We start from the raw sequence: 14496 nt of genomic DNA, 5'->3' as shown, positions 1-14496 counted from the left end.
AATAGTTAATTTCAAAGCTTTTCTCATATTTTACAGTAATTTACATGGGTGTATCCCGTTTCTGAGCAAGCGTGCCCCGCTTTAGACGGCCCCTACCAGCAATTTTGACCATTCGTCGGAATTTAAGTTCCTCGACGTCCAACCGGTCCTAATCTCGGCCGGGTTTCCTTTTCCCGCGTTAGGTTTTTCCTGAACCTGTCACGTTGATGTCACACGTGACGGATAAACGAAATTCATTCGGATGAATCGGCATATGAAACGCAAAACCTGGGCCACCGTACGGGACGAGATTGTTAAGGACATTCGCACTGGACGACTGTCTGCTCGAGATCAGTTGCCCACGGAAACTCAACTCGTGGATCGCTTTGAGATCGGGCGCCATTCTGTGCGTCGTGCGCTCGACGCCTTGGCGCGAGAAGGTAAGATCAGTATTGAACAAGGACGCGGCACCTTTGTCGCGGACACTCCAAAACTGACATATCAGATCGGCAAGCGTACACGGCTTCGCCGCAATTTGATCCCGCAAGGCGTAAATGTTTCAAGCCAGCTGATTTCTGCCGCTCGGGTTCGAGCGCCCGACCAAGTCGCGCAAGCGCTGCTGTTGAATTCGGGTGCACAGGTTATCAAGAGCCAGCGGATCACCATGGCAAACGATTTGCCGGTTGCTTTTGGCGCATCTTATCATTGCGCGGAACGGTTCCCGGATTTTGCCGAGCGACGAGACCTTCTGGGATCAACAACTGAAACCTACCGATCGTATGGAATTCTCGACTATCTGCGTCAGCAGACTTCGATCTATTCCCGTTCTGCGAAGTCGGAAGAGGTCAAGACGCTCAAACAACACGCCGATGTTCCAGTGCTTGTCGTAACTGCACTGGACGTCACGCCGGATGGAACGCCGATATCGTACAGTCGGGTGGTCTGGTCCGCTGCACGAGTGACATTCACCATGGAGCACTCTGATGGATAGAACACTTGGCACGCTCGCCCGCGCAGACGCCTCTCGGCTGAAAGCCTTCGCCGAAACGTTGATTGCTGATCTGGGCGACATTGAGGTTCTGCAATCGCGCAGTGGTTTGGTGATGCTGCCGATCCGAGACACTGCTCAGGGTGTCGCGTTTCATTTGGGCGAAGTCCTGGTGAGCGAAGCTCGCATCCGAAAAGAGGGTACAGACGGTTATGGGATGCGCCGTGGGCATGATCTGGAGGCTTCTATGGCGATGGCCTTGGTGGATTTGGCGCTGTCGAGGGATGTGCGGGCCGAAGACTGTGCCGCCTTCTGTGATCGTGAAGCAAAGGCGCTCGAAATGAGGGATGTTGACGTGCTGCGGCGTGTCGAGGCGACCCGCGTGAATTTGGAGACGTTTTGATGCGGGCTGAGCCTCTTCCGAGTGCTTCCGAAACACTCGAAAACTCTGCTTTCGACGCGTTGCTTTGGGCGCTCAGCCGCCCTGGCAGGGTCCGGACGCTGCCCGAGGCAGGAGAGGGACCGATCATCGCGGCGCTGCTTGATCGTGAATGCCGCGCCTACTCGGCGGATGCACTGCTGGTCCCGACAATTATGCGCAGCGGGGCCGAGATTTCGGAAATTGGCCAGGCCGACCATGTGTTCTTGGGTGCGATGACGTCCTGCACCGCGATCAATCACCTCGCAATTGGCAGTGATTTCTACCCGGACGGCGGCGCAACCGTCGTGATCCGCGCAAAGATCGGCACCGGACCGGCATTTCACCTCACAGGACCTGGTGTCGATGGGGAGATGGTGGTGCGCATGGATGGCCTGCCGACCGGATTCTGGTCTGCCCGCATGTCGCGGATGCGGTACCCAATGGGTTTCGATTTGCTCTTCGTGGATGGTACGAGCGTTCTCGGCGTGCCGCGCTCAACCACAGTTGAGGCAGCCTGATGGCTTATGTCGCAACGCGTGGTGGCGAGAAAGCCATTGAGCAATCGGAACGGTTTTTCCGAGAGGCGCTGGGGTCCTTGGACCGGGAACGCGTTGATGAGATCAAAACAAGCCTTCCATACCTGATTGATCGGGTAATGGGCGAGGCCTCGCTTTATGATGAAGACCTGGCTGCGCTGGCGCTGGCCCAGACGGGCGGCGAACTTTATGAGGCCGTGTTGCTGTTGCGCGCTTGGCGGACAACGCAACCGCGTCTCTGCGTCGCGGTTGCCGTCGAGCAGGAAGAGCTTTTCACACACCGTCGAATTTCTGCGGCCTTCAAAGATATTCCCGGAGGGCAGGTTCTGGGACCAACACTGGATTATGCGCGTCGCATCCTTGCAACCGGGGTTTTGCAGGGGGAGACCTATGCGCCCGAGGCGGTTGAACCTGCCTCCACTCCGTCGTCGGCCTGTCAGCCTACAGTAAGTGCCTGGCAGGCGGAAAACGATCTGCTCGATCTGCCGAAACAGGATGCGACTTCCGGTCAAGATATCCCTGATTTAACGCGTGAGCCATTGCTCTTCCCAAGCAAGCGCGCGCACACTTTGCAAAGTCTCGCGCGGGCCGAGACCGGCGGTGTGCTGGCCTTGGGGTATGCTGCCATGCGTGGGTACGGACAGGCACATCCGACTGTGAACGAATTGCGGTTGGCCGAGGCTGAGATCGGGGTCGAACACCCTGACGGGCGTCGCTTTTCTGCCGGTCGAGTCAAAGTCAGCCAGGCCGAAGTCGTAGACAAAAAAGGCAAAAAACTCGGAATCGGTTATGCCGCCACCTTTGGCTGGAATGAGGTCAAATGTATCGCCGCCGCCACGCTTGATCTGAATAGCCCGGGTGCGGAGAAAGGTTCTGCGACAGAGGAGGAGTTCTTTCTTTACCACACAGAAGGCGTCGAAAGCTCGGGCTTCTGTATTCACTTCAAGCTGCCACACTACGTGACCTTTCAATCGTCGCTCGATGCGATGCGCGATGCAAAAACGAAGAAGGCGGCAAACAAGCCTCAAGCCGAACCAGCTGAATGACCCTTGCTGCATTGACCAGACCCTGGGAAGCGATGAGCTATGGCTTTCTGGACGCCTCAGCCAAGCGCGAACTCCGGCGCAAGATGCTTAAATCCGTTGCCGTGCCCGGATGCCAGATGCCCTATGCCAGCCGCGAGGTGCCAATGGCGCGGGGATGGGGAACGGGCGGCCTGCAGGTATCGCTTACTCTGGTGAACCCGCAAACCCGTGTGAAAGTGATCGACCAGGGTGCGGATGACAGCGTGAACGCCGCCTCAATTCGCCGGTTTATCGCGCGTGTCGCAGGCACGCCCGTGACAATGGATGCTCTTGAGGCGGATCTGATACAATCGCGCCACCGCATCCCCGAGGAAATCCTGCGCGAGGACCAGGTTCTTGTATTGCAAGTGCCCAATCCCGAACCGTTGCGTCCTGTGCAGCCCAATATGTCGATCGCGCGTCAAATGCATGCCGATGCGGATTACGGCCGCATATGGCTTCAACTCTATGAACAGCTTGTGCGCTCGGGCCGGGTTATGCAGGGCGCGTCCTACCCCAGCCTGGTGAATGGGCGGCATGTGATGACACCCTCTCCGATTCCGCGCTGGGACGTGCCCAAGCTGAACATGGCCAAGCACCTGACAATCCTGTCGGCTGGCCGCGAAAAACGCATCTTTGCCGTTCCACCTTTCACCCGCGTCGAGCCACTTGTGTTCTCGGATGTCCCATACCGTGTTGAGGATCACGGACACCTCACCTGTGCGCGTTCAGGTGCACGTGGCTTTTTTATGAACGAGATCCCGCAAGATGATGGCAGCTCTGCCTCTGAGGTCTCCGACAGCGAGTGGGGTGCAAAGACCATTCGCGCCAGAGCGGGTGAAGGCGAGACACGGGGCGATACTTGGTACAAGGACGGGGAGCTTCCGCAGTGACAATGGTACTTGATGTCCCCCGCCTAGTCGAAACACGTCCTTTGCTGGATTTGCGAAACGTCAGCAAGTCCTACGGTGAAGTGCACGCCCTCAGGAATGTTTCGGCCCATGTCTATCCCGCAGAAGTTCTTGGCATTGTGGGAGAGAGCGGATCAGGGAAATCGACGCTGTTGCGAATGATGAACCTGGAGGAAGCTCCGGATTCCGGCAGCTATACGCTGGACTTGCCAGACGTGGCTGGGAACCTCTTTGATCTTGACCGTTTCGCACGGCGGAAGCTGTGCGCCACAAAGATCGGCATCGTCTATCAGAACCCACATCTGGGGTTACTGATGAAGCATTCCTCATCGGGGAATGTGGCCGAGCGGTTGTTGGTCGCGGGAGAGCGCCGCTTTGCTGCGCTACGCGCCGCGGCGACCGCGGCGCTCGATGCCTCCGAGTTCCCGCTGGACCGTTTGGACGCGCCACCGATCGAGCTCTCGGGCGGCATGCAGCAGCGGGTGCAGTTGGCCAAAGCCATCGCGTTGGAACCGGCGCTGCTGTTGCTTGACGAGCCGACGACGGGCCTTGACGTGAGCGTTCAGGCTCTCGTTCTTGATACGCTTAAACGCCTGCAACAGGACCGTCAGATCACGATGGTCATCGTCAGTCATGACCTGGGTGTCATACGAACGTTAGCCGACCGGGTCATGGTTATGCGACGGGGTGACGTGGTTGAAACCGGTCTGGCCGACCAGATTTTTCAGGATCCCCAACATCCTTACACACAGCAGTTGGTGCACGCAAAACTATGACACAAGTACTGGAAATTCGGGGGCTTACGAAGGGCTTTTCACTACATCACCTCAATAAAGAGATCGGCGCCTTCCAGGACGTTTCGTTCAATGTTGAATCTGGTAAGTTTGTGCTGCTTAAAGGTGCCAATGGTGCTGGTAAATCCACCCTTCTGCGTACACTTTATCGATCATATCTGCCGCTGGCCGGAGAGGTCAGGTTTCACTCCAGTTTTGGATTGATCGATCTTGCGCGCGCCGCTGATGTGGATATCGCGCTTCTCCGTCGAACAGAAATCGGGTTTGTCACGCAGTTCTTGACGGCGCGACCGCGGGTCAGTGCCGAGACGATTGTCGCCGAACCCTTGCGGCTTGCGGGATGGGAGCCGGCAAAAGCGATCGAGGCGGCACGTGCGGCGCTTCAGACTTTTGGGGTCAAACCGGACCTTTGGGCCGCCTATCCAACGACGTTCTCCGGCGGTGAGCAACAAAAGGTCAATTTGGCCCGTGCGCTGATCTTGCCCCAGAAACTGCTTATGCTTGATGAGCCAACCGCGTCGCTTGATGTCAAGGCGCGGGCTGCCTTGGTCGCTCGGTTGCAGGAATTCAAGGAAAAAGGCACAGCAATGATTGGCGTTTTTCACCACCCGGACGACGTGATGCACCTGATTGACAGGGTCGTTGATTTGACCCCGGACTCAATGATGAAAGAGGAGTGTGCCGATGTGGATCTCTGATGTGAAACTCATCCTTGCCGACCGGGTGATCGAGAATGGCAGTTTGCGGTTGGAACGCGGTGTTATTGCGGAGATTGTGGAAAGTACCGGTGTGCCTTCCGGTCTCACCGTTTTCCCCGGTTTCATCGACATGCACGGCGATATGATCGAGTTGGAGCTTGAACCACGGCCCAAGGTCGACTTTCCCACGGAGGTTGCCGTTGGTCATCTGGATGCACGGCTTGCGGCGTCGGGTGTCACGACCGCCTATGCAGGCGTTTCATTCTCGCGCAATGCCAAGGATGGCGAGCGTAGGTCGTTTGAGCACACAAGCGCCATCATCCGCGCTCTCAAGGAGAGTATTCAGGGGCTTCGCGTGGATCACAGAATTCATGCGCGGTTCGACATGACCTATTCGGATGCGGTCGCTGCTCTTGACGGTCTGCTGGACGTTGGCGCAATCGATCTTGTTTCTGTTATGGATCATACACCCGGTCAGGGCCAGTATCGCGACCTTGAAAAACTCGTCGCTTATCGAAGGCACAATACGGGTGCGTCAGAGGAAGAAGCGTGGGCGGATATAGAGGCCCGTATCGCGGCGGCTACGCCTGCCGAGCAGATCTATGAAAATCTGCAGGAAGTGTCCCGCCTGTGCAGGCACTATGGCGTGGCCTTGGCCAGCCATGACGATGACACCGTCGCCAAGGCGAACCTTATGGCTGAAATGGGCGCGGTGATCAGTGAGTTTCCCGTGACCATGGAGGCCGCCGAAACGGCCGCTTGCCGTGGGCTGATGGTTGCAATGGGTGCGCCCAATGCGATGCGCGGGCAAAGCTATTCCGGCAACCTGTCCGCACGTGATGCCCATGCCGCAGGACTTTTGCACATCTTGGCGGCCGACTACCACCCGGCGGCAATTCTGCCTGCAATCCGCGCTCTTGCGCCTGTGGACCCGGACGGATTAGCTGGGGCGGTCCGTTTGGCGTCGGTGAACCCGGCGCGGGCACTTGGATTGGTCGACCGCGGAGAGATTGCTCTGGGCAAGCGGGCGGATCTGGCAATCTTCGATTCGTCTGATCGTATTGTGTACACCCTGAGCGCCGGAGAGACGATCTTTTCGAACGGTTCGGTAAGTCTGGCTTTGGGAACGTCACAGGTTGCCGCCGTGGCTTAACCAAGTTTTTACAAATCAGACTCCTTGGCGTCACAGACTCGGGTCATGGTGAACACGAAATTCATTCGGATGAATCGCCCATGTCTGCTGCCTTGACCCTAACCGGTGTTTCGAAACTGTTTGCTGAAACCCGCGCTGTCGACAATGTAACACTCGAAATCCAGCCTGGAGAATTCGTTGGTGTCATTGGCCGCTCAGGTGCCGGAAAGTCCACAATGCTCCGCCTTATCAACCGTCTGATCGACCCCACGCTGGGGTCGATTTCGTTTGGAGGCAGTGAGGTTACCAACCTGCGCGGCAAGGCGCTGCGTACTTGGCGGCGTGATTGTGCGATGATCTTTCAGCAGTTTAACCTTGTCGAACGGCTTGACGTATTGAGTAATGTACTCATCGGGCGTCTGGCGGAACATGGCTTTTTCAGTTCCATGGCCATGCGGTTCACAGACCTGGAACGCACCATGGCGCTTCAGGCGTTAGACAGACTCGATCTGGTCCCACAAGCGCTGCAGCGCGCCGGCACGCTTTCCGGCGGCCAGCAACAGCGCGTCGCAATCGCCAAGGCATTGGTTCAAAACCCCAAGATCATGCTGGCCGATGAACCGATTGCTTCCCTTGATCCCGCAAACGCAACGCTGGTCATGGATGGCCTGCGTCAGATCAACCGGGAAGATGGTCTGACTGTTCTCGTCAACCTGCATACGCTTGATACCGCGCGTGCCTACTGCGACCGGATCATCGCGATGCGTCATGGGCGCATTTTTTTTGATGGAACAGCATTGCAACTCACCGACGACGTCGTGCGTGACATCTACGGTCTGGAAGGTCTGAGGGAATTCAATGAGGCCGTGACGTCGACGCAAAGGATCGCCTTGAATGCATGATCCCTGCCGTCGTGTTGCCAGCCTGACCCAGTCTTAAGTCATCAAACCAAACCAGGGGGACCTGACAATGAAATACCTTGCAACAACCGCTCTTGCCGCACTGATGGCCACATCGGCCGTCGCGGAAGACTGGAAAGATGACTACCAGGTGATCAAGTTCGGCATCCTGTCGGGCGAAAACGAAAAGGACCGGATTGCACGCTACACGCCGTTCGAGGAGTATCTGGAAAGAGAACTGGACGTCGAAGTCGAGATATTCACCGCTGGTTCGTATGATGGTGTGATCCAGGCGATCGCAGCCGACCAGATCGAATTCGCCTTCTTTGGGTCGTCATCTTACGCCGCAGCCTATACGGGAACCGAAGGCAAGGTCGAACCGCTTGTTTCGCGAATCCGCAAAGATGGCTCGACGGGTTACTATTCGGTTGTAGTGACCCGCTGCGAGGACGGCTACGAAAGCATCGGGGACCTCGAAGGAAAAGTCCTTGCCTTTGCAGATCCAGACAGCACCTCCGGTTATGCCGTTCCATATTTCAACATCGCAAAGGAAGTGGATCCTAAAACTTTCTTCTCGGCGATTCCCTTTTCGGGTTCGCATGAGGCCGGGGTCGCCGGCGTTTCTCAAGGTACCTTTGACGCTGCCGCCACGTGGCAGAACAACGCGGTCGACGGTCGCTGGCAACGCATGATCGAGAAAGGCATGATTGCCGAAGGCGAGATCTGTCCGATCTGGGAAAGCCCTGAAATCACATCCGGGCCCTTCACGGCACGCAAGAATATTCCGCAACAGCTGAAGGATGCGATGAAAAAACTTGTCATGACAATCCCCGAGAAGGACCCCGAAGCTTTCAAGGCGATGATCGGCGAAGTTGAAGATACGCCGAACCCGCAGACCGGTTGGATCGAGGTAGACCATGATCGCTATCAGTGGATCGTTGATATGCGCGATTGGCTGAAGCAACAACGCCGTTCGTAGAGTACGCGATTTTGACCCTCGCTCGTGCGGCGAGGGTCTCCATTTTTGGGGGTCTGAGTCATGATCGCTGTTGCGGCTGCGACGCCTTTGCATCCTATCGCCCAATTCGAATTGGACTATGCGGCTCTGCGACAGAGGAAAAAGCTGACCTGGCTGATCGCCAGTGTCATCTTTCTTGCCTTCTTCACCTTTTCCGCGTGGCTGGGCGACTTTTTTAAAGTCACCCAAGTGACTCTTCAAGATGGCTCGCGCGAGTGGCGCTGGATCATACCGGCTGGCATTCCCCGGCTTGGGGAATTTATCGAGAAGACCTTTCCGGTTTTGCATTGGGACAGCCTCGGTGCGGACTTCGCAAACTGGTTTTGGCGTTGGAAGGTCTGGCTGAACCTTCTTATCGAAACGATACTCATCGCTTTTATGGCCACAACGCTCGGCGTAATCGGCGGATTTCTTTTGTCTTTCCCTGCCTCGCGCAACCTTGCACCAAACAAATGGGTTCTATGGATTTGCCGTCGCTACCTTGAAATCGCGCGAACCGTGCCCGATCTGGTTTGGGCTCTGATTTTTGTCTTTTGCTTTTCGGTCGGCCCATTGGCAGGAGTGCTTGCCATCGGTCTGCACGCCACGGGCGCCTTGGGGAAACTCTATTCAGAAGTAAACGAGAACATAGATATGCGGCCGCTTGAGGGCGTGAAAGCCGCAGGTGGAACATGGTTCGACCAGATCCGATACGGCGCGGTTCCACAGGTGCTTCCGAACATCATCAGCTACACGCTGCTGCGGTTCGAAATTAATGTTCGTGCATCGTCGATCATCGGCTATGTGGGTGCCGGAGGGCTGGGTCAGGAATTCCGCGAAGCCTTGTCCTTGCAGGAATACACCGATCTATCCGCGCTTTTTCTCGTCATTTTCACGACGGTTATGGTCATCGATTATGGGTCGGAAAAAATCCGTCACCGCATCATCGGCCTTGAGAAAGGACCTGCGACATGATCCCCACGCAGGCGCAGGTTCGACAGGCAATGAAAGAACACCCGCGCGCATTCCGCGACACCGCGGCCGTGCGCTTCCGTAAGATCGCACTTTGGGTAGGGTTCTTCGGTCTGTTTGGCTGGTGTATCTATGAATTTGATTTCTCACCCGAACGTATTTGGGTCGGACTGCAACGTTTGGGGCGTGTGATATCCTTCATGTTCCCACCCCACCTCTGGGATACGTGGGGAGAATGGCTCGAAGTGTTCACCGCTTTGGGTGAGACCATTGCCATGGCGTTCATGGGGACACTTCTTGGGGCTATTGTGGCCTTTCCGCTGTCGTTTCTGGGTGCCAAGAACATAAACCGGATATTCTGGCTGCGCCAAGGCTCACGCCGTTTCTATGACGTGATCCGCGCCTTTGAGACGCTGATCCTGGCGCTCATTTTCATCCGGGCTTTCGGGCTGGGACCGCTTGCTGGCATTCTCGCCATCGCGGTGTCTGAGATCGGGACATTTTCCAAACTGTTTTCTGAAGCGTTGGAAAACACATCCCGCCGCCCGGTTGAGGGCGTTATCGCCTCTGGCGGGTCCCGCCTGCAATCGATCCGTTACGCGATCATGCCGCAGGTCTTGCCGGTGCATCTTTCGATCTTGCTCTACAATTTCGAATCCAATGTGCGCTCCAGCACCATTTTGGGGATCGTCGGTGCCGGCGGCATCGGTTTCATGTTGAGCGACCGCATCAGCGGGTATTTCTGGGACCAGGCCTGGACCATGATCTTCTTGATAATCGGCATGGTGTATCTGATCGACTACCTGTCCGGTCTGATCCGCACCAACGTGATCGGGAAATGGGAAGGCATACACTAATCTAAACCGAGGTCACGTCATGGCTGGAGCTGGAACAAAAAACCTATTGAGCGAGGCGCCCACGATTCATGACAGTGCAATTGTTGAGGATTGTGAACTGGGTGTCTGGACCGAGGTCGGAAAGAACACCGTTATGAAATCATCCACACTGGGTGATTACTCTTACATCACACAGAATTGCCATGTGATCTGGACGACCATCGGTAAGTTTTGCTCCATCGCCAATTCCACACGCATCAATCCCGGCAATCATCCGACATGGCGTGCAGTCCAGCATCACTCTGTCTATCGCGCTCAAGCTTATGGGTTGGGAGAGGACGATCATGACTTCTTTGATTGGCGCAGGGACAATCGGGTAACGATCGGACATGACGTCTGGATCGGTCATGGTGCCACCGTTACCGCCGGCGCAACCATTGGGACAGGTGCCGTGATCGGAGCCGGAGCTGTGGTCACACGCGATGTCGATCCCTACACCGTCGTGGGTGGAGTGCCAGCACGGTTCATAAAACGGCGCTTCACCAAAGCTCAGGCCAAGGCCCTGCAGGAGATCGCTGTCTGGGACTGGCCGCGAGAGGTCTACAAAGCGGCCCTGCCAGACGTTCGAAAGCTCGAAATTGATGCGTTCATTCGAAAGTACCTGGTTTGAAAAGGCTCCTGGCGTTGCAGACATTCACCAGCGCGATCCGGCAATGTGCCTAAAAGCGTTGAAACCAATGCGCGCCATCGTCGATGGCAAGATCGCATATGCCTAATAGGATGTGCCGTGGCCCATAATCCGCAAGACCCTAAGCCTGATCGCGGACCAGCGATTGCGCCGGATTATCCGCGTGGACACGCACTATAGGCGCAGCGCCCCGCAACCCATGTTCCCTGCACGGCGGGTGCTTGCCCCGCTGGCCAGTCCACGAGCACCAGATCAGCCCGTTTACCGGTGGAAATCTCACCGCGATCTTTAAGACCCATGGCCCGGGCAGGCCCAGATGAGACGAGAGACCAAAGCGCAAGACGGTCTGCACGCCTTTCGCGGTCCAGACGATCGATGGCGGCTAACATGGCGGGATAGTAGTAGTCCGAGGCAAGTATATCGCACAGCCCGGACTCCACCATTTCGGCCGCGCCCAACGAGCCAATATGGCTGCCGCCGCGCACGGCATTGGGTGAGCCGAAGACGATCATATCACCGTTGGCCCGGGCCGCATGAACCGGACCCATGGACATGGGAAACTCTGACGAAGTCGCGCCAAGACCGTTGTAGAACCTGCGGGTCTCGGCCTGCGTATCATCGTGACTCAGCATGGGGATCCCCTTTGCCCGCGCTTTGCCCGCTATAGTCTCCATGGTCTTCACAACGTCAGCGCGTCGATCCCAAACCTTGTGCACCAGTTTCTTGTGGTCGCTGTAATCGAGCCCCGAGCGTTCGGTGTGTTTGCGGTGTCGCATCTCGAAAAGCGCGGCATCGCTCAGGTCCATCACTTCGAAATCCGGATTGTGCTCAAAAAGCCGGTCCTGAATCCCGGTCCCTTTGCTGCGCATCGCCATCGAAAGATGGTCGTTGAAGGCCAGTGACGGTTTCAGGTCTGCGCCCATCGCCCAATCCAGCGTTTCCAGCGCCTCAAAGGCGAAGGTCTCCCAGCGAAGTTGAATTCGGTTCTCGACCGTCAGGCGTGGGGCCAGGTCGTGGATCGCCTGTATCATCGCGCGCGCGCGCTGGACGCTGCGCAGACCGGGCTCGTAACTGAGCGTGATCGAGTGAAACGTGGTCGCAATCCCGTTGGCTGCCAACTGACGGTCTGTTTCCAATACCGCCGTCTCTATCGGAAAGAAGACCCCGGGCCGTGGCATGACCTGACGTTCGAATGCGTCACCATGCACATCAATAAGCGCAGGTGCCAATACCTTGCCCCGTGCATCGATTTCTTTACCCTGAACCGGCCCGCCGATACTTACAATTGCATCCCCGTCAATGGTGACGTTGGTCTCGGCAATCTCACCGGGCAGATAAACCTGTGCCCCGACAAAGGTCTGGATCATGCCTGGCGCTCCAGAACAAGGTGCCAGTGCCAGGATCCCGGTCTTTCGTGTTCACGGTCTTCCATCCAGAGGACTTCAAAGCCCTGAAACAGGGCCAGCATTTCGACAGCCCCGCAATAGTAGTGTGGATGGCGTTTATCCGAGCTGTCTTCGTCAAACACCCAAGTATTCCGCGAAATCTCGCGCGGGTGTTTCAGGTTTTTACGGTCACTCCACAACCGGCGTTTTGAGAGCATGGTCAGCATGAAGGTGCCGCCGGGCTTCAGCACACGCCGGATTTCCCCGATCGTGTTCAAAAGCACGGTCTCATCCCCATGATAGATGACGTTCCAGCTGAGGACATGGCCAAAACTGGCATCCCCGAACGGCAGATCATCCATTCGGCCCAATTTGGTTACCACCCCAATGCCGGCCTTTTCGATCTCGGCCAGACCCTCAGAGGCGGCGTCCAGGGCCGTCACTGCGAACCCGGCCGCCTGGAGAAACAACGCATGCCTGCCAACGCCTGCGCCCAGATCAAGGATCGTGGCCCCCTGATCCAGAGCTTGAGCCCATCGTTTGACATCCGGCTCCGCGGTGAGCCATTTCGAGCCGTCCTCAATTTCGGTCCAGATTTTGCTCCAGTGCTGGTCTGCCGTGTCGGTTTTCAACGCTGCTCTCCGATAATCTTGGTCCGGGCCCAGCCCGAAAGCTGTTCGATTGAGATGACAACCACGGCGATCATCAGGATCACCGTCATTGCCGTGGGATAGTCAAAAAGATCAAAGCCGACTTTCAGCTCGATCCCGATGCCGCCTGCGCCGACTAGGCCCAGAATGGTCGAGGATCGTACCGCCTTTTCCAGCGCGTAAAGCGATGTCGAGACAAAGGCGGGCATGGCTGCGGGGATGGTGGCGCAGGCCACGACATCCAGTTTGCGGGCACCTGTGGCCGACAGGCTTTCCGCCGGCCCTTTGTCGGTGGCTTCCATGTCGTCGGCAAAGAAGCGGCCACAAAAGCCAATCGTATCGATGGCAATCGCCAACAACCCGGCGAACGGACCCAGCCCGACGGCCACGACAAAAACCAGCGCCCAGGCGATATCCGGTACAGCCCGGATGAATCCAAGCATCGTGCGCACCGCCTGATTGATCCATGGCCCCGCGATCAGATCACGCGCGGCCAACAGCGCGACTGGGATCGAAACGATGACGCCGATCACGGCCCCTGCCAGCGCGATCTGCAAGGTCTCCAACATCTTCCAGCCCAGCCGGACCAGCACCTCCGGCTCCAGATTCGGGGGAAAGGCGCGGTCCACAAAGTCGGCGAACCGCGGCGGGGACGAGATCACTTTTTCGACGGAAAAACCGGCCCCTGCAAAGGACCAGAGGATCACAGCCACAGCCGCGGCATAGCCGAGGAAAGCCAGCGCCGAAGGACGATCATATCGGACGGGATGTGCGATATCAGTCATAAAGCCCTCTCAGGTCTTCTGCCTTGACACCCGCCGCCCGCGCGTCAAGTTTCATGCGTCCGTCCGCCAGACCAAGAATTCGGTCGCCATAGCGCAGGGCGTGTTCGATATTGTGCGAGATGAAAATCACCGTGACGGCGTCTTGCCGCGCGAGCGCAAAGAACAGATCCATAACATCCTCGCCCGCAGCCGGGTCCAGCGAGGCAGTGGGTTCATCCGCGATCAGGATTTTGGGTTGTCCGACCAGAGCCCGGGCAATCGCCACGCGCTGAGACTGGCCACCCGAGAGCCGGTCCGCGCGACGCGTCGCAAGATGTGACAGCCCAACCTTTTCCAATGCAACCATTGCCGTCCGACGAGATGCAGCCGGTGCAAGCGCCTGATTCCAGTGGCGCAAACCTGGGTGCTGGCCCAGAAGCCCCTGAACCACGTTTGATAAAACGGAAAGGCGCGGAACCAGATTGTGTTTTTGAGAAACGAGCCCCATCTGAGCCCTCATTGCACGCAGATGGGCCATCTTTGCTCGGACCACATCGGTTCCCAAAACACTTATACTTCCGCGATCCGCAGGGATCAGGCCCAGAAGACAACGCAGAAGCGTGGATTTTCCTGTTCCATTGGCACCGACAATGGCGACCGCTTCTCCGCGCGAGAGGCCGAAGGACACGTCCTCGAATATCGGTGTACCCGCAAAACACTTTGCAAGTCCTGTGACGCGGAGATCGACAGGAAGAATCGGAGCAGAGACGTCTGCTCCGATC

At 57.1% G+C, this 14496-nt stretch carries 17 protein-coding genes; 13 read left to right on the top strand and 4 right to left on the bottom strand.

Annotation, left to right across the window (positions count from 1 at the left end; translation table 11 throughout):
* The first annotated feature begins 253 nt into the window (after window positions 1–253).
* The 13 genes from phnF to ACR3E0_RS01005 all read left to right on the top strand — a co-directional run bounded on the left by phnF (window position 254) and on the right by ACR3E0_RS01005 (window position 10897).
* Entirely contained in the window at window positions 254–970 is a 717-nt protein-coding gene (phnF, locus tag ACR3E0_RS01065) for a phosphonate metabolism transcriptional regulator PhnF (protein ID WP_480475335.1), read from the top strand.
* Window positions 963–1370, top strand: a complete 408-nt coding sequence (locus ACR3E0_RS01060) for a phosphonate C-P lyase system protein PhnG (protein WP_480475333.1) — start codon at window positions 963–965, stop codon at window positions 1368–1370. Before phnF ends, ACR3E0_RS01060 begins: the two co-directional genes overlap by 8 nt.
* Complete coding sequence (gene phnH, locus ACR3E0_RS01055; RefSeq protein WP_480475331.1) at window positions 1370–1906, top strand: phosphonate C-P lyase system protein PhnH; 537 nt, start codon at window positions 1370–1372, stop codon at window positions 1904–1906. The genes ACR3E0_RS01060 and phnH overlap by 1 nt, the downstream gene beginning before the upstream one ends.
* Window positions 1906–2970, top strand: coding sequence for a carbon-phosphorus lyase complex subunit PhnI (locus ACR3E0_RS01050; RefSeq protein ID WP_480475329.1), 1065 nt, complete (start codon window positions 1906–1908; stop codon window positions 2968–2970). Before phnH ends, ACR3E0_RS01050 begins: the two co-directional genes overlap by 1 nt.
* Before the next feature lie 32 nt (window positions 2971–3002).
* Window positions 3003–3881, top strand: a complete 879-nt coding sequence (locus ACR3E0_RS01045; RefSeq protein ID WP_480475327.1) for an alpha-D-ribose 1-methylphosphonate 5-phosphate C-P-lyase PhnJ — start codon at window positions 3003–3005, stop codon at window positions 3879–3881.
* 2 nt (window positions 3882–3883) lie between these two features.
* Window positions 3884–4675 (top strand): ATP-binding cassette domain-containing protein, encoded by a 792-nt coding sequence (locus tag ACR3E0_RS01040; protein WP_480480908.1) that lies wholly within the window; start codon window positions 3884–3886, stop codon window positions 4673–4675.
* The gene (locus tag ACR3E0_RS01035) at window positions 4672–5391 is read left to right on the top strand and encodes a phosphonate C-P lyase system protein PhnL (protein WP_480475325.1); all 720 of its coding nucleotides are present in this window, start codon (window positions 4672–4674) and stop codon (window positions 5389–5391) included. The genes ACR3E0_RS01040 and ACR3E0_RS01035 overlap by 4 nt, the downstream gene beginning before the upstream one ends.
* Entirely contained in the window at window positions 5378–6544 is a 1167-nt protein-coding gene (locus tag ACR3E0_RS01030; protein ID WP_480475323.1) for an alpha-D-ribose 1-methylphosphonate 5-triphosphate diphosphatase, read from the top strand. The genes ACR3E0_RS01035 and ACR3E0_RS01030 overlap by 14 nt, the downstream gene beginning before the upstream one ends.
* An 80-nt stretch (window positions 6545–6624) precedes the next feature.
* Window positions 6625–7425, top strand: coding sequence for a phosphonate ABC transporter ATP-binding protein (gene phnC / locus ACR3E0_RS01025; RefSeq protein WP_480475321.1), 801 nt, complete (start codon window positions 6625–6627; stop codon window positions 7423–7425).
* Between the two features lie 67 nt (window positions 7426–7492).
* Entirely contained in the window at window positions 7493–8401 is a 909-nt protein-coding gene (phnD, locus tag ACR3E0_RS01020) for a phosphonate ABC transporter substrate-binding protein (RefSeq protein ID WP_480475319.1), read from the top strand.
* A gap of 60 nt (window positions 8402–8461) precedes the next feature.
* Window positions 8462–9394: a phosphonate ABC transporter, permease protein PhnE gene (gene phnE / locus ACR3E0_RS01015; RefSeq protein WP_480475317.1), complete on the top strand. Its 933-nt coding sequence runs from the start codon at window positions 8462–8464 to the stop codon at window positions 9392–9394.
* Entirely contained in the window at window positions 9391–10248 is an 858-nt protein-coding gene (phnE, locus tag ACR3E0_RS01010) for a phosphonate ABC transporter, permease protein PhnE (RefSeq protein ID WP_480475315.1), read from the top strand. Before phnE (ACR3E0_RS01015) ends, phnE (ACR3E0_RS01010) begins: the two co-directional genes overlap by 4 nt.
* Window positions 10249–10294: 46 nt before the next feature.
* Window positions 10295–10897 carry a DapH/DapD/GlmU-related protein gene (locus tag ACR3E0_RS01005; RefSeq protein WP_480475313.1) on the top strand — a complete coding sequence of 201 codons (603 nt, stop codon included), beginning with the start codon at window positions 10295–10297 and terminating at the stop codon, window positions 10895–10897.
* Window positions 10898–11070: 173 nt separating this feature from the next.
* On the opposite strand, the gene ACR3E0_RS01000 is transcribed toward ACR3E0_RS01005, so the two are convergent.
* From ACR3E0_RS01000 to ACR3E0_RS00985, 4 genes are read right to left on the bottom strand one after another with little or no spacing between them, the layout of a single operon-like run.
* Window positions 11071–12282 carry an alpha-D-ribose 1-methylphosphonate 5-triphosphate diphosphatase gene (locus ACR3E0_RS01000; RefSeq protein ID WP_480475311.1) on the bottom strand — a complete coding sequence of 404 codons (1212 nt, stop codon included), beginning with the start codon at window positions 12280–12282 and terminating at the stop codon, window positions 11071–11073.
* Window positions 12279–12932 carry a class I SAM-dependent methyltransferase gene (locus ACR3E0_RS00995; RefSeq protein WP_480475309.1) on the bottom strand — a complete coding sequence of 218 codons (654 nt, stop codon included), beginning with the start codon at window positions 12930–12932 and terminating at the stop codon, window positions 12279–12281. Before ACR3E0_RS00995 ends, ACR3E0_RS01000 begins: the two co-directional genes overlap by 4 nt.
* A complete protein-coding gene (phnE, locus tag ACR3E0_RS00990) occupies window positions 12929–13735 on the bottom strand; it encodes a phosphonate ABC transporter, permease protein PhnE (RefSeq protein ID WP_480475307.1) in 807 nt (268 codons plus the stop codon). Before phnE (ACR3E0_RS00990) ends, ACR3E0_RS00995 begins: the two co-directional genes overlap by 4 nt.
* Window positions 13728–14402, bottom strand: coding sequence for a phosphonate ABC transporter ATP-binding protein (locus tag ACR3E0_RS00985; RefSeq protein WP_480475305.1), 675 nt, complete (start codon window positions 14400–14402; stop codon window positions 13728–13730). Before ACR3E0_RS00985 ends, phnE (ACR3E0_RS00990) begins: the two co-directional genes overlap by 8 nt.
* Window positions 14403–14496 lie beyond the last annotated feature (94 nt).

Source organism: Ruegeria sp. AJ12 (assembly GCF_056536245.1).
The sequence above is the reverse complement of the archived record's forward strand: the minus strand, read 5'-3'. Positions and strand labels throughout refer to the sequence as shown.

Excerpts from the sequence above, each read along its gene's own strand:
- phnF (WP_480475335.1), top strand. The coding sequence starts at position 254 with ATGAAACGCAAAACCTGGGCCACCGTACGGGACGAGATTGTTAAGGAC.
- ACR3E0_RS01060 (WP_480475333.1), top strand. The coding sequence starts at position 963 with ATGGATAGAACACTTGGCACGCTCGCCCGCGCAGACGCCTCTCGGCTG.
- phnH (WP_480475331.1), top strand. The coding sequence starts at position 1,370 with ATGCGGGCTGAGCCTCTTCCGAGTGCTTCCGAAACACTCGAAAACTCT.
- ACR3E0_RS01050 (WP_480475329.1), top strand. The coding sequence starts at position 1,906 with ATGGCTTATGTCGCAACGCGTGGTGGCGAGAAAGCCATTGAGCAATCG.
- ACR3E0_RS01045 (WP_480475327.1), top strand. The coding sequence starts at position 3,003 with ATGAGCTATGGCTTTCTGGACGCCTCAGCCAAGCGCGAACTCCGGCGC.
- ACR3E0_RS01040 (WP_480480908.1), top strand. The coding sequence starts at position 3,884 with ATGGTACTTGATGTCCCCCGCCTAGTCGAAACACGTCCTTTGCTGGAT.
- ACR3E0_RS01035 (WP_480475325.1), top strand. The coding sequence starts at position 4,672 with ATGACACAAGTACTGGAAATTCGGGGGCTTACGAAGGGCTTTTCACTA.
- ACR3E0_RS01030 (WP_480475323.1), top strand. The coding sequence starts at position 5,378 with ATGTGGATCTCTGATGTGAAACTCATCCTTGCCGACCGGGTGATCGAG.
- phnC (WP_480475321.1), top strand. The coding sequence starts at position 6,625 with ATGTCTGCTGCCTTGACCCTAACCGGTGTTTCGAAACTGTTTGCTGAA.
- phnD (WP_480475319.1), top strand. The coding sequence starts at position 7,493 with ATGAAATACCTTGCAACAACCGCTCTTGCCGCACTGATGGCCACATCG.
- phnE (WP_480475317.1), top strand. The coding sequence starts at position 8,462 with ATGATCGCTGTTGCGGCTGCGACGCCTTTGCATCCTATCGCCCAATTC.
- phnE (WP_480475315.1), top strand. The coding sequence starts at position 9,391 with ATGATCCCCACGCAGGCGCAGGTTCGACAGGCAATGAAAGAACACCCG.
- ACR3E0_RS01000 (WP_480475311.1), bottom strand. The coding sequence starts at position 12,282 with ATGATCCAGACCTTTGTCGGGGCACAGGTTTATCTGCCCGGTGAGATT.
- phnE (WP_480475307.1), bottom strand. The coding sequence starts at position 13,735 with ATGACTGATATCGCACATCCCGTCCGATATGATCGTCCTTCGGCGCTG.